The sequence below is a fragment of the Mesorhizobium sp. M4A.F.Ca.ET.020.02.1.1 genome (genome assembly GCF_004022645.1).
Taxonomy (GTDB): Bacteria; Pseudomonadota; Alphaproteobacteria; order Rhizobiales; family Rhizobiaceae; genus Mesorhizobium.
This window is the reverse complement of record NZ_RZOI01000040.1, coordinates 1-18488: the sequence shown is the minus strand read 5'-3', so window position 1 is coordinate 18488 and position 18488 is coordinate 1. Positions and strand designations below refer to the sequence as shown.

At 64.8% G+C, this 18488-nt stretch carries 15 protein-coding genes, 1 tRNA gene and 1 pseudogene; 8 read left to right on the top strand and 9 right to left on the bottom strand.

The features are described 5' to 3' along the window. Positions 1–369: pseudogene (locus EN742_RS05125) on the bottom strand (magnesium transporter); the annotation flags it as partial. 389 nt (positions 370–758) lie between these two features. Between EN742_RS05125 and EN742_RS05120 the strand changes: the two are divergent. From EN742_RS05120 to EN742_RS05090, 7 genes are all read left to right on the top strand, one after another. Beyond that, positions 759–1430: a response regulator transcription factor gene (locus tag EN742_RS05120; RefSeq protein ID WP_126054046.1), complete on the top strand. Its 672-nt coding sequence runs from the start codon at positions 759–761 to the stop codon at positions 1428–1430. Between the two features lie 121 nt (positions 1431–1551). After that, entirely contained in the window at positions 1552–2742 is a 1191-nt protein-coding gene (locus EN742_RS05115) for an aminotransferase class V-fold PLP-dependent enzyme (protein WP_126054045.1), read from the top strand. Between the two features lie 12 nt (positions 2743–2754). Further along, positions 2755–3711, top strand: a complete 957-nt coding sequence (locus tag EN742_RS05110) for a CoA ester lyase (RefSeq protein WP_126054044.1) — start codon at positions 2755–2757, stop codon at positions 3709–3711. An 18-nt stretch (positions 3712–3729) separates the two neighbouring features. Beyond that, the gene (locus tag EN742_RS05105; RefSeq protein WP_126054043.1) at positions 3730–4917 is read left to right on the top strand and encodes a malate--CoA ligase subunit beta; all 1188 of its coding nucleotides are present in this window, start codon (positions 3730–3732) and stop codon (positions 4915–4917) included. A gap of 14 nt (positions 4918–4931) precedes the next feature. Continuing rightward, complete coding sequence (gene sucD / locus EN742_RS05100) at positions 4932–5831, top strand: succinate--CoA ligase subunit alpha (RefSeq protein WP_126054042.1); 900 nt, start codon at positions 4932–4934, stop codon at positions 5829–5831. 88 nt (positions 5832–5919) lie between these two features. Continuing rightward, entirely contained in the window at positions 5920–6888 is a 969-nt protein-coding gene (locus tag EN742_RS05095; RefSeq protein WP_126054041.1) for a D-glycerate dehydrogenase, read from the top strand. Between the two features lie 71 nt (positions 6889–6959). Then, complete coding sequence (locus tag EN742_RS05090) at positions 6960–9644, top strand: phosphoenolpyruvate carboxylase (protein WP_128332509.1); 2685 nt, start codon at positions 6960–6962, stop codon at positions 9642–9644. Between the two features lie 144 nt (positions 9645–9788). On the opposite strand, the gene EN742_RS05085 is transcribed toward EN742_RS05090, so the two are convergent. Next, positions 9789–9873 (bottom strand) — tRNA-Leu (locus tag EN742_RS05085). 237 nt (positions 9874–10110) lie between these two features. Between EN742_RS05085 and lipB the strand changes: the two genes are divergently transcribed. Then, complete coding sequence (lipB, locus tag EN742_RS05080) at positions 10111–10854, top strand: lipoyl(octanoyl) transferase LipB (protein ID WP_126054040.1); 744 nt, start codon at positions 10111–10113, stop codon at positions 10852–10854. 19 nt (positions 10855–10873) lie between these two features. Here the strand turns inward: lipB and EN742_RS05075 are convergent, their stop codons facing one another. The 7 genes from EN742_RS05075 to EN742_RS05045 form a co-directional block, all read right to left on the bottom strand. After that, a complete protein-coding gene (locus tag EN742_RS05075) occupies positions 10874–12124 on the bottom strand; it encodes a site-2 protease family protein (RefSeq protein ID WP_126054039.1) in 1251 nt (416 codons plus the stop codon). A gap of 511 nt (positions 12125–12635) precedes the next feature. Next, the gene (locus tag EN742_RS05070; protein ID WP_189347389.1) at positions 12636–13319 is read right to left on the bottom strand and encodes an ABC transporter ATP-binding protein; all 684 of its coding nucleotides are present in this window, start codon (positions 13317–13319) and stop codon (positions 12636–12638) included. Next, positions 13316–14617, bottom strand: coding sequence for a lipoprotein-releasing ABC transporter permease subunit (locus EN742_RS05065; RefSeq protein WP_126054037.1), 1302 nt, complete (start codon positions 14615–14617; stop codon positions 13316–13318). The genes EN742_RS05070 and EN742_RS05065 overlap by 4 nt, the downstream gene beginning before the upstream one ends. Beyond that, a complete protein-coding gene (proS, locus tag EN742_RS05060) occupies positions 14614–15942 on the bottom strand; it encodes a proline--tRNA ligase (RefSeq protein ID WP_126054036.1) in 1329 nt (442 codons plus the stop codon). The genes EN742_RS05065 and proS overlap by 4 nt, the downstream gene beginning before the upstream one ends. 531 nt (positions 15943–16473) lie before the next feature. Continuing rightward, on the bottom strand, positions 16474–16758 hold the full coding sequence (locus tag EN742_RS05055) for a DUF1467 family protein (protein WP_128332508.1): 285 nt from the start codon (positions 16756–16758) through the stop codon (positions 16474–16476). Then, entirely contained in the window at positions 16755–17159 is a 405-nt protein-coding gene (gene mce, locus EN742_RS05050; RefSeq protein ID WP_128332507.1) for a methylmalonyl-CoA epimerase, read from the bottom strand. Before mce ends, EN742_RS05055 begins: the two co-directional genes overlap by 4 nt. Before the next feature lie 127 nt (positions 17160–17286). Next, positions 17287–18488, bottom strand: a 1202-nt coding sequence (locus EN742_RS05045) for a ribonuclease J (protein WP_148670030.1), incomplete at its 5' end; no start/stop codon positions are given.

The window sequence follows — 18488 nt, the reverse complement described above, 5'->3', positions numbered from 1 at the left end:
AATGTAGACCGCGTCGTCGGAATCGAGCTCCTGCACCGCCTGCGCGATTTGCTCGTTCGGCAGATTGTCGACGATGTCGAGGCGGATCGCCTCGTCGACCTCGGTCAGCGCGGAGAAGTCGAAGTCGGAACCGAGCAGTTCGACCAGCGCGCGGCGCTGCTCCGGATGCAGCGCCTCGAGCAGGTCGCCAAGCTCCGACTGGTGCAGGTCGCCGACGTCACGCTTGAGGGTCAGCGTGTCGCGGTCGGCGATGGCCGCGCCGACATGGGCCAGGAAGGACGACAGGACGGCGCCGTCCTCGCCATAGATGTCGGCGTGGGCCTCCTCATGCGGCCTGGCGTCGGTCGTCTGATTGTCCTGGGCTTCCACCAGCGCCTCCCGCCGTCAGGATTCCGGAAAAGCTAGAGTTCAGGTCTAGAGCATCGAACCCAAAGGGGAAACCGCATTTGGGAAATCCGACGCGCGAAAGAATGATGGTTCGGCAGCACGATTCGATTTGCGAACCTATCGCTCTAACGCCCGGGTATATCAAACGAAATACGCTCTTTCCCGCCCGATCAATTCCGTTGGTAGGAGACATCGTCCGGTAACCACCGAAAAAGCCGATTCCACCAAAAGAGGATGCCGGTCCGGCTTCAGGCGACGCGACAGCGCATGTCGCTGGGGAAAGAGCACGCCCGCGCGGTTGCGGCAGAATTGTCAGAATGCAGGACCACGATCGGGCTCGCCCCGGCCGCAAAGAGAAAAACCGGAAACCCTTGACGACGAAGCCGGAGAGAGGAAACGGGTCAATTGAGGAGCGACGCGTTCGCGTGATCGTCGCCGAACGCAATCCGCTCGTCGTCTCGGCCCTTCGTGAAATGCTGGAATGCGACGGCCGCTTCGAACTCGTGGCTTCGGTGCAGAGCGGCAAGCAATTCCTGGACTTGGCTGCGGAACCTGAATTCGACGTCGCCGTCATCGGCTGGAAGCTCTCCGACATGGACGGTGCCGACATCCTGGCCGAAGTCCAGAGCCGCAAGCTCGACGTGCGCATCACCGTCTTTTCCAACGACCATGACATCGGCATCCTCAAGCAGTGCGTGCGGCTCGGCGCCCAGGGCTATTGCTTCCAGTTCGATGATCCGCCGATCATCTTCGAGACCATCCTGGCGGTGGCGCATGGCCGCATCTGCATCCCTTACATCGACATCAACAAGGTCAATGACACGCCGTTGGCCCAGCTCACCGTGCGCGAGCGTGAGCTCCTGGCGGTGCTTTCTGACGGATGGACCAATCTGCAGATCGCAACGCGAACCGGGATTTCCGAGAATACGGTGAAGTATCACCTCAAGAATCTCTACGACAAGCTCGACGTCCGCAACCGCGCCATGGCGGTCGCGCTTTATTCGAGCGAGAAGCGCCGCGCGCCCAAATCGCCTTTCGGGTAGGACGACCGGGTAGGCTGGGCCTACCCGCGCGCGGTGACAACTTACCCGCCAGAGTGTTGTTGCTCAGGCCCACCCAAACGACACTTCCTCTACCATCCCAAACGACCGGAGGAGTTCGAGCATGGCTGGGTTCACCCATCTTTTCATTCCAGGACCCACCAACATTCCGGAGCAGGTCCGGCAGGCCATGAACCTGCCGATGGAGGACATGCGCGCCTCCTCGTTCCCGGATCTGACCTTGCCGCTGTTCGAGGACATCAAGAAGGTCTTCAAGAACGAGACCGGCCGCGTCTTCATCTACCCGTCGTCCGGCACCGGCGCCTGGGAATCGGCAATGACCAACGTGCTCAGCCCCGGTGACCGGGTGCTGATGTCGCGCTTCGGCCAATTCTCGCACCTGTGGGTCGACATGGCCGAGCGTCTCGGCTTCGAGGTCGACGTCATCGACTGCGAATGGGGAACCGGCGTCCCGCTCGAGCTCTATGCCGAGAGGCTGCAGGCCGACAAGGCGCACCGCATCAAGGCTGTGTTCTGCACGCAGAACGAGACGGCGACCGGCGTCACCAGCGATGTCGCCGGCTGCCGCGCGGTGCTCGACGACGCAAACCACCCTGCCCTGCTCTTCGTCGACGGCGTCTCGTCGATCGGCTCGATCGACTTCCGTCAGGAAGAATGGGGCGTCGACTGCGCCGTCAGCGGCTCGCAGAAAGGCTTCATGCTGCCGGCCGGCCTCGGCTTCCTGTCGGTCAGCCAGAAGGCGCTTGCCGCGTCGCGGGTCGCGACCCACCGGCGTTGTTACTTCTCCTTCGAGGACATGATCCGCGTCAACGATACGGGCTACTTCCCCTATACGCCGGCCACACAACTGCTGCGTGGCCTTCGCGCCTCGCTCGACCTGATCGCCGCGGAAGGGCTGGAGAACATCTTCGCTCGCCACCATCGCCTCGCTGGAGGCGTGCGCAAGGCCGTCGACGCCTGGGGCCTGAAGCTGTGCGCCAAGACTCCGCAATGGCACTCCGATACGGTCAGCGCCATCCTGGTGCCCGAAGGCATCGACAGCGCCAACGTCGTCAAGCGAGCCTACGGGACCTACCAGACATCGCTCGGCGGCGGCCTCAACAAGGTGGCCGGCAAAGTGTTCCGCATCGGCCATCTCGGCTGGCTGAACGAGGTGATGGTGCTGGCCTCGCTGTCGGCCGCCGAGCTGACGCTGCTCGACTGCGGCGTCAAGCTGGCGCCGGGCTCCGGCGTCGGCGCCGCCATCCAGCACTTCCGCGCCTCGGCCGCCGTGCCAGTTGCCGAAGCCGCCTGAGGAGGACCGACCATGAGCCACACCATCAACCACCTGAAGAAGCTCCGGCTGCAGCGCAGCGAGCTGGCGGTTCCGGGTTCGAGCCCGGAGATGATCGAAAAGGCGGCGAACAGCGCCGCCGACTTCGTCTTTCTCGACATCGAGGACGCGGTCGCGCCGCCGGACAAGGAGCGCGCCCGCAAGAACATCATCGAGGCGCTCAACGACATCGATTGGCGCGCCAAGGGCAAGACCGTCTCGGTGCGCATCAACGGCCTCGACACGCACTACATGTATCGCGACGTGGTCGACGTCATGGAGCAGGCCGGCGATCGGCTGGACACCATCCTGGTTCCGAAGGTCGGCGTCCCGGCCGACCTCTATATGGTCGAGGCCATGGTCAACCAGATTGAGATGGCCAAGGGTTACAAGACTCGCGTCGGCCTCGAGGCGCTGATCGAGACAGCGCTCGGCATGGCCAATGTCGAGGCGATCGCTGCCACGCCGGGCCGGCTGGAAGCGATGCATTTCGGCGTTGCCGACTATGCCGCAAGCAACAAGGCGCGCACCGTCAACATCGGCGGCCTCAATCCCGACTATCCCGGCGACCAGTGGCATTTCGCTTTGTCGCGGATGACTGTCGCCTGCAGGGCCTACGGCCTGCGCGCCATCGACGGGCCGTTCGGCGATTTCTCCGATCCCGAAGGCTACAATGCGGCCGCAAGGCGTGCCGCGGCACTCGGCATCGAAGGCAAATGGGCGATCCATCCATCGCAGATCGCGCTCGCCAACGACGTGTTCTCGCCGCCGGAGAAAGAGGTCACCCGCGCCAGGCGCATCCTGGAGGTGCTGAAGGAGGCGGAGGCGCTCGGCAAGGGCGCGGCTGCGCTCGACGGCAAGATGATCGACGCGGCGTCGGAACGCATGGCGCGCAACGTGCTGGTGGTCAGCGAGGCGATCGAGCGCGCTGGCCAGGCCGCGACCCACTAAGAGTTTTCGGAGGAAAAAATGGACATTCACGAATATCAGGCCAAGGAACTGCTCGCCCGCCACGGCGTGCACGTGCCGCGCGGCGGCCTCGCCTACAGCCCCGAGCAGGCGACCTACCGGGCGCGCGAGATCGGCGGCTCGAGATGGGTGCTGAAGGCGCAGGTTCACTCCGGTGCGCGCGGCAAGGCCGGCGGCATCAAGCTCTGCGCCAACGACGAGGAAATCTCCAACGCCGCCGAAGCCATGCTCGGCCGCAAGCTGGTGACCCAGCAGACCGGCCCGCGCGGCAAGCTGATCTCGCGCCTCTATCTCGAGGAGGCGGTCGACATCGCCCAGGAGCTCTATCTCGGCTTCGTGCTCGACCGTAAGGAAGAGCGCGTCATGATCGTGGCGTCGGCCGCCGGCGGCATGGAGATCGAGGATATCTCCGAAAAGAAGCCGGATTCGATCATCCGCGCCACGGTCGATCCCGGCGTCGGCATGCAGGGCTTCCAGGCGCGCGAGATCGCTTTCGGCCTCGGGCTCGAGAGCAATCTGATCGGCAAGGCGACCGAAACCATCCTCGGCTGCTACCAGGTGTTCCGCGATTACGACGCCTCGATGCTGGAGATCAATCCGCTGGTGGTGACCCGCGACGGCAGCCTGGTCGCGCTCGACGCCAAGATGTCGTTCGACGAGAACGCCCTGTTCCGCCGCCCGGAGATCTCCGAATTGCGCGACAAGAGCCAGGAAGACCCGCGCGAAACCTTCGCCAGTGACCGCGGCCTTTCCTATGTCGGCCTGGAGGGCAATATCGGCTGCATCATCAATGGCGCCGGCCTCGCCATGGCGACGATGGACATGATCAAGATCGCCGGCGGCGAGCCGGCCAACTTCCTCGACATCGGCGGCGGCGCCTCTCCGGAGCGGGTGGCGAAATCCTTCCGCGCCGTGCTCGGCGACAAGAATGTCGAGACCATCCTGGTCAACATCTTCGCCGGCATCAACCGCTGCGACTGGGTCGCCGAAGGCGTCATCAAGGCGATCCGCGAAGTCGGCGTCGACGTGCCGCTGGTGGTGCGGCTCTCCGGCACCAAGGTCGAGGAAGGACGCAAGATCCTGGCCGATTCCGGCGAGGCGGTGATCGTCGCCGACACGCTGGCCGAAGCCGCCGAAAAGGCCGTCGCCGCCTGGCGCGCGGCCGCCAAGAAGAAAAAAGCAGCCTGAGGGAGACCGAAAAAATGGCAATCCTGCTCAATCGCAGCACCCGCGTCATCGTCCAGGGCTTCACCGGCAAGATCGGCAGCTTCCATGCCGAGGACATGAAGCGCTACGGCACCAAGCTGGTCGGCGGCGTCACCCCCGGCAAGGGCGGCCAGACCCATCTCGGCCTGCCCATCTTCAACACCGTCAAGGGCGCCGTGCGCGAGACCCGCGCCGAGGCCAGCATTGTCTTCGTGCCGCCGCCCTTCGCCGCCGATTCGATCATGGAAGCGGCGGACGCCGGCATCAAGCTTTGCGTCTGCATCACCGACGGCATCCCGTCGCAGGACATGATGCAGGTCAAGCGCTACATGCGCCGTTATCGCTTCGAGGACCGCATGCGCCTCGTCGGTCCGAACTGCGCCGGCGTCATCACGCCCGGACAGGCGCTGATGGGCATCATGCCCGGCAGCATCTACCTCCCCGGCCGCGTCGGCATCGTCGGCCGCTCCGGCACGCTGGGCTACGAGGCGGCCTCGCAGATGAAGGCGCTCGGCATCGGCGTGTCGACCAGCGTCGGCATCGGCGGCGACCCGATCAACGGCTCGTCCTTCAAGGACATCCTGCAGCTCTTCGAACGCGACGAGGATACCGACGCCGTGGTCATGATCGGCGAGATCGGCGGTCCGCAGGAAGCCGAAGCCGCGATCTGGGCGCGCGACAACATGCGCAAGCCGCTGATCGCCTACATCGCCGGGCTTTCGGCGCCGAAGGGCCGCCGCATGGGCCACGCCGGCGCGATCATCTCCGCCTTCGGCGAGTCGGCGCAGGAAAAGGTCGAGATCCTGAAGGAAGCCGGCGTCGTCATCGTGCCGACTCCCGCCTCCTTTGGCGAGGTCGTGGCCGACACGCTGGCGCGGACCAAGAAGGCGGCGTGACGGCCGCTGAAGGCCACATAACGCAAGTGAAAGTCTGTATCGGGCCGGCGCAAGCATCGCGGCGGCCCGTCGATCGGCAGGAAATTCGATGAAACCGCGTTTGATTGTCACCCGCAAATGGCCGGCCGCCGTCGAAGCGATCCTCGCCGAGCGCTTCGACACGACCCTCAACGCAGACGACACGCCGCTGAGTGCTGCCGCGATGACTTCCGCCTTCGCGGATTTTGACGCCATCCTGGCAACGGTCAGCGACCGCTTGCCTTCCGCCGTGTTTCCCGACGGCGACGCCCGCACCCGCATCATCGCCAATTTCGGCGTCGGCTTCAGCCATATCGATGTCGCGGCGGCCCGCGACCGCGACATCGTGGTGACCAACACGCCTGGCGTGCTGACCGATTGCACCGCCGACCTCGCGCTTAGCCTGATGTTGGCTGTCGCGCGCCGGACCGGTGAAGGCGAACGGCAGCTGCGGGCCGGAGAGTGGCGCGGCTGGTCACCGACCCACATGGCCGGCGCGAAGGTGTCGGGCAAGACCTTGGGTATTGTCGGCATGGGGCGCATCGGCAAGGCGACGGCCAGGCGCGCGCATTTCGGCTTCGGCATGAAGATCGTGTTCTTCAATCGCTCGCCGGTCGATGATGAGGAGACGCGCGCCATGAGCGCGGTGCAGATGCAGACTCTGGAAGGTGTGCTCGCGGCATCCGATTTCGTGTCCCTGCACTGTCCGGGCGGCGCGGAAAACCGCCATCTGATCGATGCCCGAAGCCTGCGGTTGATGAAGGATAGCGCGTTCCTGATCAACACCGCGCGCGGCGACGTCGTCGACCAGGACGCCCTGATCGGCGCGCTGCAAAGGCGCGAGATCGCCGGCGCTGGCCTCGACGTCTTTGCCGAGGAGCCGGCCGTTCCGGAGGCACTGAAGCAGTTGGAGAATGTCGTGCTGCTGCCGCATCTCGGCAGCGCGACCGAGGAAACGCGGGTGGCGATGGGCATGAAGGTGGTGGAGAACCTGACCGCCTTCTTCGAGGGGCGTCCGGTTCCCGACCGGGTCGCCTGACAGCCGGCGCCACCCTCGATTCAGGGCGCGGCCACAGCGGCAGCCGATGCGGACGGGATCAGGAGAGCGCTTTGGAACAGAGCAGACGCATCAAGTTTCGTGAGGATGAGCGCAGCCTTTTGTTGCGCCTGCTGCTTCAGGTCGCAAGCGCGCGCGAGCCGGAGATCGCCGCCGTTCTGAGCGGACGCAGGTCGCTTGTCTCCCTCGCCCCCGAGCAGCGCATCCCGGCGCTCCAGGCGAGCGGCGTATGGTTCCAGTTGCTGGCGATTGCCGACGAGTTGCTTGCCATGCGGGCGCGCCGCGAACTCGAACAAGGCGCCGGTGTCGATGAGGTGCCCGGGTCCTTTGCCAGCGTGATCGCGCAGATGGCAGCGAACGGTCACTCCGCGAAAGAAGTCCAGACGGCGCTCAGCGAGCTTTGTGTCGGCCCGACCATGACCGCGCACCCGACGGAGGCCAAGCGCGTCACGGTGCTGGAGATCCACCGCCGTATCTATCGCAAGCTGACCGAGCTCGACCAGCCGCGCTGGGCGCCGCGCGAGCGCGACCTGCTGGTCGCCGATCTGGAAAGCGAAATCGAGCTTTTGTGGATGACGGGTGAACTGCGGCTGGAGCGCCCGACGGTCGAACGCGAAATCGCCTGGGGCCTGCATTTCTTTCGCGAAGTCATCTTCGAGGCGACGCCGCAGCTCTATGGCAAGCTCCAAGGCGCCTTCGAGCGTCACTATCCGGAAGAGCCGATCAGAGTTCCCTCCTTCATGCGCTATGCTTCGTGGATCGGCGGCGACCGCGATGGCAATCCCAACGTGACGGCCGCGGTCACGGCCCATGCCATGGCCGAATACCGCAATACCGCCATAGGCTGGTATCTGGCGCAGGTGCAGCGGCTGGTGTCGGTGCTCAGCGCCAGCTCGAACGTTATCGACCTGCCGGCCAGCTTCGAGCCGGTGCTGCAAACGGCGCTCGATAAAAGCGGACAGGGACACGAGCTCGCCGCCCGCAACCCTGACGAACCACTTCGCCAGTTCGCCTCGGCCCTGCTTGCCCGGCTGATCGCCACGCGGGATGGCGGGACGCCAGCGTACCCCTCGGCGGAGGCGTTTCGGACCGATCTCAACGCCCTGTCTTCAGTGCTCGAAGCGATCGGCGGACGCGCGGTAGCCAGGCGTTTCGTCCAGCCGCTGCTTTGGCAGGTCGGAAGCTTCGGCTTCCGCACGGTTTCGCTCGACGTCAGGCAGAACTCCACGGTCGTCAACCGCGTGCTGGCCGAGCTGTTTGCGCTGACAAATCCCGCTGACCCGGTGGCAGTCGGCACGCCGCTATGGTCGGCGCGCATTCGTGCTGCCTTGAGCCAGGGCGAGCAGCTGAAGATCAACGCAGACCGGCTCTCGCCTGAAGCAGGCGAACTACTTTCGACGTTCTCGGTCATCGCCAGGCACATCTCCGGATCGGATGGCGACGCGGTCGGCGCTTTCGTTCTCAGCATGACCCGCTCGGCCGACGACCTGCTCGCTGTCTATCTGCTGGCGCAATATTGCGGCCTTTCGACCGCGCCCGGTGGCGGCGGCACAATCCGGCTGCGGATCGTGCCCTTGTTCGAGACCATCGCCGATCTGCAGGCCGCCCCGGGCATCCTGAACGGATTGCTCGGCGTTTCGCTGGTGAGGCGCACGGTGCAAGATTTCGGCGCGCGCCAGGAAATCATGCTCGGCTATTCGGACTCCAACAAGGACGGCGGTTTCCTGGCCTCCAATTGGGAACTGGCAAAAGCGCAAAAGCGCCTCGCGGCGATCGGGCGCAAGCACAAGGTCAGGATCAGTTTCTTCCACGGCCGCGGCGGCTCCGTCAGCCGTGGCGGTGCGCCGACCGGGCGGGCAATCGCGGCGCAGCCGGCAGGCACCGTCGCCGGAACCATGCGGGTGACCGAGCAGGGCGAGGTCGTCTCGTCGAAATTCGCCAATCGCGGCACCGGCCTCAACCAGCTCGAGATTCTCGCCGCTGGCGTGCTGGCTCACAGTGTAGGATCGCCCGGCGATGTCGAGCTGAAGGAAGCGCCGGAGTTCGACGAAGCGCTGGAAGCGCTGGCAGGCATGTCGCAGGCATCCTATGCCGGGCTGATGGCCGAGCCCGGCTTCCTCAACTATTTCAACCAGGCGAGCCCGGTCGCGGAGCTGGCGCTCTTGAAAATGGGTTCGCGGCCGGACCGCCGTTTTGGCGCCAGCGGCATCGCCGACCTGCGCGCCATTCCATGGGTGTTCGCCTGGAGCCAGAACCGTCATCTGTTGACCGGCTGGTATGGCATCGGCAGCGCGATGAGCTCCTTCGTCACCGTGCGCGGCGAGGCCGGGCGCGACCTTCTGGCCCGCATGTTCGAGCACTCGCGCTTCTTCCGCCTGATCGTCGACGAGGCCGAGAAGACGCTTTACCAGTCCGACATGGAGATCGCGCGGCTCTACGCCGGCCTGGTGTCCGACAGCGATGCGGCCGGACGAATCCACGCCCGCATCGCCGCTGAATATGAGTTGACGCGACGCCTGATCGGCGACCTCACGGGAGGCGATCTCTCCGCGCGCTTTCCGATGTTCAAGCGGCGTTTCGACAATCTGCGGCGACAGATGGATGACATCCACCGGCTGCAGGTCGATCTGCTGCGTGAAGTTCGCGCCAATACCGGCGCAGCGGATCAAAAGCGGGCGACCGACGCCCTGCTCGTCTCGATCAACTGCATCTCGGCGGGGCTGGGGTGGACGGGGTAGGACCGGCCTTTGCCGAGCTGCCTGCATCACCGGCGGCATTGATTTCTACAGGCGATCGCTTCTGATTTGCCCCGCGCGGGCGGCCGCAAGCGCTCGCGCCAGCCTAAGTCCAAAGGCTGTTCAAAGGAACTTTCGGGAAGAGATTGGTGCGGTCGAGAAGACTCGAACTTCCACGGGTTGCCCCACAGCGACCTCAACGCTGCGCGTCTACCAATTCCGCCACGACCGCACGTGGTAGGAGCCGGAACGAACCGGCTCGGGGCCTGTAGCAAATCGTTTCCGGCGAAACAAGTGCGCCGCGCGGAATATTCGCCAATGCATGTCGCCCAAAAGTGCGTAGCGGTTTTGGGGGAACGACATGCATCGGACAGAGCTGCCGGCATAACGTCCCACAGCTTCGGAAAATGCCGGGGAACTGGACGTTTGCAGCCATTGCCGCCATATGAGAGGGCACAAGAGATTTATCATGCCAGAACGCAGCCAGATCGCCACGTCGTTCCTGCCCCTGCCCGGTTCAGCACCTGTCGAATGGGTGATCGAGCCTGGCCTCACCGCCTATCCCGAGGCGATCGCCTTCATGGAGGCGCGCGCCGAGGCGATCCGCAGCGGTGCCGCCGGCGAGATGGTCTGGCTGGTCGAGCATCCGCCGCTCTACACGGCCGGCACCAGCGCCCGCATCGAGGACCTGATCGAGCCCGACCGGTTTCCGGTCTTTTCGGCGGGCCGCGGCGGCGAATACACCTATCACGGTCCTGGCCAGCGGGTCGCGTATGTCATGCTCGACCTCAAGCGCCGACGCGAGGATGTGCGCGCTTTCGTTGCCGCGCTCGAAGAGTGGATCATCGCGACGCTCGCCGCCTTCAACGTGCGCGGTGAGCGGCGCGAGGACAGGGTCGGCGTCTGGGTGGTGCGGCCGGACCGCCCTGCGCTTGCCGACGGCACGCCGGCCGAGGACAAGATCGCGGCAATAGGCATCAGGCTGAGGCGCTGGGTGAGCTTTCATGGCATCGCCATCAATGTCGAGCCGGAACTCGGACACTTCACCGGCATCGTGCCCTGTGGCGTCGAGGACCATGGCGTGACCAGCCTGGTCGACCTCGGCCTGCCGGTGACCATGGCCGACCTTGACCTGGCGCTGAAATCCGCTTTCGAACATGCGTTCGGCCCCGCCGCCGCTTCAGCCGTCGAGGCGATCCGCAAGGCCGGCTGAAGCCTATGCCGAATTCGGCTCAGACCAGTTGCGCCGACGCCCACAGCACCCCGTAGCCGTGGATGGCGAAGACCGCGAGTAGCGCGCCGGCCATGGCGAAACGGTCCAAGGTGCGAATCGGCTTCAGCTCATGGCGCGGCTTCACCGCGCTGCCCATGGTGAGCAGGCTGAGGATCAGGAACACGACGCCGGCCGCAAGCAGGAAGCCCGGCGAAAAGCCGGCCAGCCAGCCGAGCGCCAGCAGGGCTGACAGCAGCAGGAACGAAGCCAGTGCCAGCGCGATCGGTCCGGGGCAGATCTGGCGCAGCACCTGGCCGCCGTCGAACTTCCACACCGGCACCAGATTGGCGATGTTGAAGAGCGCGGAAAAGCCTGCCAGCGTCGCCAGCAGCGCGGCGACTGCGCCATGCCCCTCGCCTCTGGCAAGCCCGCTGGCGGCAATCAGCACGGGCACCAGGAAGGCCGAGAAGCCGGCGCCCATCAGCGCCACGAAGGCCACCTCGAAGCGGCTGTCGTAGGGCCTGCCGCCGATGGCGATACCGCCGAGCAGCGGGATGAAGATCATGCGCGCCCTGCTATGTCCCATCAGCCGGAATGCCGCCATATGGCCGAGCTCGTGCAGGGCGACCACCGAGGTCAGGATCGCGGCCAGCGCCAGGCCGCCAAGGCTGAGGCCGAAGAACGGCCACAGGATGAAGGCCGAAAGCACGGCGAATCCGACCTGGCTCAGCGGATGCTCGAACCAGCCGCCCTTGCGATACTCTCCGGTCCTCGCCCAGCGCTGCAGCTTGCCGAGCTCGCGACGCATGGCGAAATAGCGGAAGATCAGGAACGCGACGCCGCGATAGCGATCGGTCTGGCTGAGACTCACCCGGGTCGCGCCGCCTTCGGCCGCGAGCTCGATGGTTTCGCGATAGTTTGCCCAGAACGAGGCATCGAGCGAAGAATCGTCGAGGACGCGCATGGAGAACCGGCTGGCCTCGACGACATTTTCAAGCGCGACCCTGCGTTCGATCGGCTGGCCATCGCGCCCCTCCCAGGACAGGGTGATCCGGGCCATGCCCTCCCCATCCAGTGCCTGCGTCGAAACGATCTCGCCCGACCAGCCGGCATCGCTGCCGAACGGCCATAGCGCCTGCCAGAGCCGATGGCGGTCCGCCGCCACCAGCCGGGACACCGTGACCGTACGCAAACCCAGCGGCACGGTCATCAGCAGAAAAATCAGTCCGAGATTGCCGGCCAGGAGGATGGCCATCACGATCGGCGACACCGGTATTGCTCCCTGTCTTCGGTGCAACCTAGCGTCTTGGCGGACAAGAAAAGCTTAACGTCGAAGCGCTTGCGACAGCCGGCCGCAAGGCATGGTCCTCACATGGCGCCGATCCAGATCGCCATGGAAATCAGAAACGTGCTCATGCAAACGAGCGACACAACATCCTGAACAAGGTCCGACATAACTCTCTCCAGTTGTTAGTATGTTCGTAATTTGTTCTAATTTTGTTCGAATGTCAACGACCGCAAAAAGGCGCCGCCCGGAAATTTCGGGCCCTCAATCCGGCAGGGTTAAGGAAAGGTTGACAGGCGAATGCGCGCCGGTCTTGCGTTCACGGCGGACAGAAAGTCTTGGCAGTCAGGTCGCCGTGCACGCCGAGATTCGGGGCAGGCCGAGTCGAGAATGGTGGGTTCCGAGAACCGGAGCGGAGCGCACTTGAAGTACGTGAGCACCGGAAGCGCAGGAAGCCGCCTTTCGCAGGCCGGCCTCACCCGAATATCGCCGTGACCTAAAGGGGGACGACCTTGCCCTCGGCCAACGTCACCCGCCGATCCATGCGCGATGCCAACTCGTGGTTGTGGGTGGCGATCAGCGCCGCGAGGCCCGATTGCCTGACCAGCGCCTCCAGCGCCTCGAACACATAGGAAGCGGTGACCGGGTCGAGATTGCCGGTCGGCTCGTCGGCCAAAAGCACCAGCGGCGCGTTGGCGACGGCGCGCGCGATTGCCACGCGCTGCTGCTCACCGCCCGAGAGCTCCGACGGCCGATGATGCGCGCGCTTGCCGATCTGCATGTAGTCGAGCAGCTGTGCCGCCCGCTCGGCCGCCTCCTTGCGCGTCAGCCCCTTGATCAGCTGCGGCATCATGATGTTTTCCAGCGCGGAAAACTCCGGCAGCAGGTGATGGAACTGATAGACGAAGCCGACGTCGTTGCGGCGGATGGCCGTGCGTTCCTCGTCGGAGAGCCGGCCGCAGGCGCGCCCGCTCAGAATCACGTCGCCGGCGTCGGGCCGCTCAAGCAACCCGGCCGTGTGCAGCAGCGTCGACTTGCCGGTGCCGGACGGCGCCACCAGCGCCACCATCTCGCCGCGCCGCAGCGAAAAGTCGGCGCCGTTAAGAATGGTGAGCTTGCGCGGGCCCTGGACATAGTGCCGCTCGACGCTCTTCAGCTCGATAATGGCCTCGGCCATCACTCGTACCTCAAGGCTTCGACCGGATCGAGGCGGGCGGCCCGCCATGCCGGAAACACAGTCGCCAGGAAGGAGAGCACCAGCGCCATGATGACGACATAGGTCGTCTCGCGCGGGTCCATCTTCGCCGGCAGCTGGCTGAGGAAATAAAGCTCGGGATTGAACAGGATCCTGCCCGTCATCCACGAGAAGAACTGGCGGATCGATTCGATGTTGAGGCAGATGACGACGCCGAGCAGCACGCCGGCGACAGTGCCGGTGACGCCGATGGCCGCCCCCGTCATCAGGAAGATACGCAGGATGGCGCCACGCGAGGCGCCCATCGTGCGCAGGATGGCAATGTCGTGACCCTTGTCCTTCACCAGCATCACGAGGCCGGAAATGATGTTCAGAGCCGCCACCAGCACGATCAGCGTCAGGATCATGAACATAACGTTGCGCTCGACCTGCAGCGCCGAGAAGAACGTCTCGTTGCGCTGGCGCCAGTCGACAAGGTCGATCGGCCGCTGCGCCGCCTGCTCGACGAGCGGCTTCAGCGCATCGACATTGTCGGGATTGTCGACATAGATCTCTATGGTCTGCGCCCGCCCGTCCATGTTGAAATAGAGCTGCGCCTCCGAGAACGGCATGTAGACGATCGAGCTGTCATACTCCGACATGCCGACCTCGAAGATCGCCGCGATCTTGTAGCCCTTCATGCGCGGCGTCGTGCCAAGCGGCGTCACGTCGCCTTCCGGCGAGATCAGCGTGATGGTGTCGCCGAGCACGAGGCCAAGATTCTCGGCCATGCGCTTGCCGATCGCCACGCCCTCGCCGGTGTCGAAGCCGTCCAGCGTGCCCTGCTTGATGTTGCCGGAGACGATCGAGATCTTGCCGAGATCCTCGCCGCGTATGCCGCGCACCAGCGCGCCTGTGCCGCCGCCGACATTGCCTTGCGCCAGCACCTGGCCGTCGATCAGGGGAATCGCGTATTTGACGCCTGCCACGCCGTTGATGCGGCTCGCCACCTGGGCATAGTCCTCGAGCGGCGAATCGAGCGGCTGCGCGATCAGATGGCCGTTGACGCCGAGGATGCGGGTCAACAGCTCGGCGCGGAACCCGTTCATCACCGCCATGACGACGATCAGCGTGGCCACCCCCAGCATGATGCCGAGGAAGGAGATCGAGGCGATGACCGAGATCACCGTCTCCTTGCGCCGCGAGCGCAGGTAGCGCCAGGCAACCATGCGCTCGAACACCGAAAAGGCGCCGGCGGCTGGGGCTTTGACGGCCGGGGCTTTGGCTGCGGCCGCCTGGCTCATGCGGCGATACCGAGGCGCTTCTTCGCCGCTTCGATCGGCAGCGTCTCGCGCTCGCCGGTCCTGCGGTTCTTGATCTCGATCTCACCGGCGGCTACGCCGCGCGGCCCGACGATCACCTGCCAGGGCAGGCCGATCAGGTCGGCGGTGGCGAACTTGCCGCCCGGCCGCTGGTCGGTGTCGTCATAGAGCACGTCCTTGCCGGCGCCGGAGAGTGCGGCATAGAGCTCGTCGCAGACGCGGTCGCATTCGGCGTCGCCCACCTTCATGTTGATCAGGCCGATGTCGAACGGCGCCACCGCGTCGGGCCAGATGATGCCGTTGTCGTCATGGCTCGCCTCGATGATCGCCGCGACCAGCCGCGAGGGACCGATGCCGTAGGAGCCGCCCGAAGCGAAATGATCCTTGCCGTCGGGCCCGGTCACCTTGGCGCCCATCGGCTTGGAGTACTTCTCGCCGAAATGGAAGATATGGCCGACCTCGATGCCGCGCGCCGAGACTTTGTCGCCCTCGGAGACCTTGTCCCAGGCCGCCTCGTCATGCATCTCGTCGGTGGCGGCATAGGGGGTCGTCCACGTCTTGACGATGTCGGCGATCTCGGCGTCGTTGGAAAAGTCGGTGTTCGCGCCCGGCACGGCGAGCGAGAGATAGTCTCGATGGCAGAACACCTGGCTCTCGCCGGTGTCGGCCAGGATGATGAACTCGTGGCTTAGGTCGCCGCCGATCGGCCCGGTGTCGGCGCGCATTGGGATCGCCTGCAGGCCCATGCGCGTGAACGTCCTGAGATAGGACACGAACATCCGGTTGTAGGCGGCCTTGGCGCCCTCGTAGTTGAGGTCGAAGGAATAGGCGTCCTTCATCAGGAATTCGCGAGAACGCATAACGCCGAAGCGCGGCCGCACCTCGTCGCGGAATTTCCACTGGATGTGGTAGAGGTTGAGCGGCAGGTCCTTGTAGGACTTCACATAAGCGCGGAAGATCTCGGTGACCATTTCCTCATTGGTCGGCCCGTAGAGCATCTCGCGCTCCTGCCGGTCCTTGATGCGCAGCATCTCCTTGCCGTAGTCGTCATAGCGGCCGCTTTCGCGCCACAACTCGGCCGACTGGATGGTCGGCATCAGGATCTCCAGGGCGCCGGCGCGGTCCTGCTCCTCGCGGATGATCCGGCAAACCTTGTCCAGAACCCGCTTGCCGAGCGGCAGCCAGGAGAAGCTGCCCTGTCCCTGCTGGCGGATCATGCCGGCGCGCAGCATCAGCCGGTGCGAGACGATCTCGGCCTCGCGCGGATTTTCTTTGAGAATGGGCAGGAAATAGCGCGACAAACGCATGGACTGGTCCGTGAGAGAGGATGGCCTCGCCGGAATCGGCGCGGCATGGGCTGCTTGCCCCGGCTTCATAGCCATTTCATGGCGGATTGGAAACCCGAGCGAGCGCCCGAAGTGCCGCAACCGCCCGGTTGATCGTTTCACAAGCAAGGCCTGCCGTACTATTGTGCAGTGCAGCACGATATTGCCCGTTTGCGGGCAAAATTCTTCGTGACAATTTCATCTGCCTTAGGCTAGTGTGCCCCGATAACCGAGAGGGCGGAAAATAATCTGCTCTCCTACGCGGTCAAAGTCTTGGGAGGATGCGATCTAGGCGCGGTCACTCGCTGCCGCCGGACACCGGAAACAGATCGGACGCGTTTAAATTGCAAGGCCTCGTGCCTTGCATTTTTTTTGTGCAATCATCTGCTTAGTCTGGCAGGTTGCCAAACTGCTTCACCTAACGTCATCTCAACGAGAGTTCGACAGCCGGCTATCGGATTTCCGGCTGAAGCGAGTCGCAAGCAATGGGATGACTTTGGGTCGACTGCGTCGTTAATTCTTCGGCGTCTGGTTGAAGTCCGGCACGATGTGCAGGATGTCGTCGATGCCGAGGCCAAGCCCCCGCGTGATGCCGTAAAAGATGCCGAGAAGAACCAGCGTGGCGATCGTCGTCCGGAACGCCGCACGCAGCATATGCGGTCCGCGCGGCGCGCTGGGAACGGTGCCCAGTGTCACATCCTTGTCCTCATCCTGGGTTCTGAGGCTGAACGGCAGGACGGCAAACAGCACCACCCACCAGGTGGCGAAGAACAGCGCGATGAACGAGACCCAGCTCATGATTGCTCCAGTTCGACCAGCGTGCCGAAGAAATCCTTGGGATGCAGGAACAGCACCGGCTTGCCATGCGCGCCGATCTTCGGGCTGCCGTCACCCAGCACGCGCGCGCCGCTGGCCTTGAGCCGGTCGCGCGCGGCCACGATGTCATCCACCTCATAGCACACATGGTGCATGCCGCCCGAGGGGTTCTTCTCCAGGAACGCTGTGATCGGCGAGTTCTCGCCCAACGGTTCCAGCAATTCGATCTTGGTGTTGCCGACATCGACGAACACCACGGTCACGCCATGTTCCGGCAGCGCCTGCGGCGCGCGGCTGAGCGCGCCGAGCGTGTCGCGATAGGCCGCCATTGCCGCGGCCAGATCCGGCACGGCAAGCGCGACATGGTTCAGGCGTCCGAGCATAAAGCGCTCCGCTTTAGGGGAGTAAGGGAGTAGGGCAGTATGGGAGTAGGGAAACGAGTCTGAACAAATACAGACTGCTTATTCTTCCCTATTCCCCTACTGCCGTACTCCCCTATTCCCTTGTTCGTCACCGCGTGACGAACACCGTCACCAGCGGCTTCTTGCCCCAGGCTTCGTTGGCGGCACCGCGCACCGCGCGGCGCACCGCCTCCTGCACCAGGTCGAGGTCTTTTCGGCGCTGACGGGGGATCGAGTCCACGGCGCCGATTGCCGCATCGAGCATCAGGTCCTCCAGCGTCTCGCCGCTTGCGTCCGCCTCGGCGACGCCGATCGCCACCAGGTCGGGATCGCCGGCAAGCTCATATTTGTCGTCGAGCACGACATTGACGGCGACATGACCGGCAAAGGACAGCTTGCGCCGGTCGCGGATGCCCATCGCCTGGTCGGTGCCGATCAGCCGGCCGTCCTTGTAGACGCGGCCGAACGGCACCTGGTCGACAATGGTCGCGGCGCCCGGATAGAGCCTCAGCATGTCGCCGTCGCGCACCTGCGCCACCTGGCCGATGCCGGACATCGACATCAGCGACCCTTGCGCCACCAGATGCGCCGCCTCGCCATGCACCGGCACGCCGATCTGCGGCCGCACCCATTCATACATCTTGCGCAATTCGCTGCGGCGCGGATGGCCGGAGACGTGCACCAGCGCATCGCCGTCCTCGACGATCTTCATGCCGAGGTCGATCAGCCGGTTCTTGATCTCGAGGATCGCCTTCTCGTTGCCGGGGATGGTGCGCGAGGAAAACACCACGGTGTCGCCGGCCGTCAGCGACACCGATTTCATCTCGTCGCGCGACAGCTTGGCAAGTGCCGCCAGCGGCTCGCCCTGGCTGCCGGTGCAGATGATGACCAGGTTCTCGCGCGGGATGAAGCCGTAATCCTCCTCGGCGATGAACTCCGGCAGCCCGTCCATGTAGCCGAGCTCGCCGGCGACATCGATGACGCGCTTCAGCGAACGGCCGAGCACCAGACACTGGCGGCCGGCGTCGCGCGCCGCCCTGGCGATGGAAACGATGCGGCCGACATTGGAGGAGAAGGTGGTGACGGCGACGCGGCCCTTGGCGCTCTGGATGACGCCCTTCAGCCCCTCGCCGACCGCCACTTCCGAAGGCGATTCCCCTTCCCGCAGCGCATTGGTCGAATCGCAGACCAGCGCCAGCACGCCCTTGTCGCCATAGGCGCGGAAGCGCGCCTCGTCGGTCTTCGGCCCGATCGTCGGCTCCGGATCGATCTTCCAGTCGCCGGTGTGGATGACGGTGCCAGCCGGAGTGG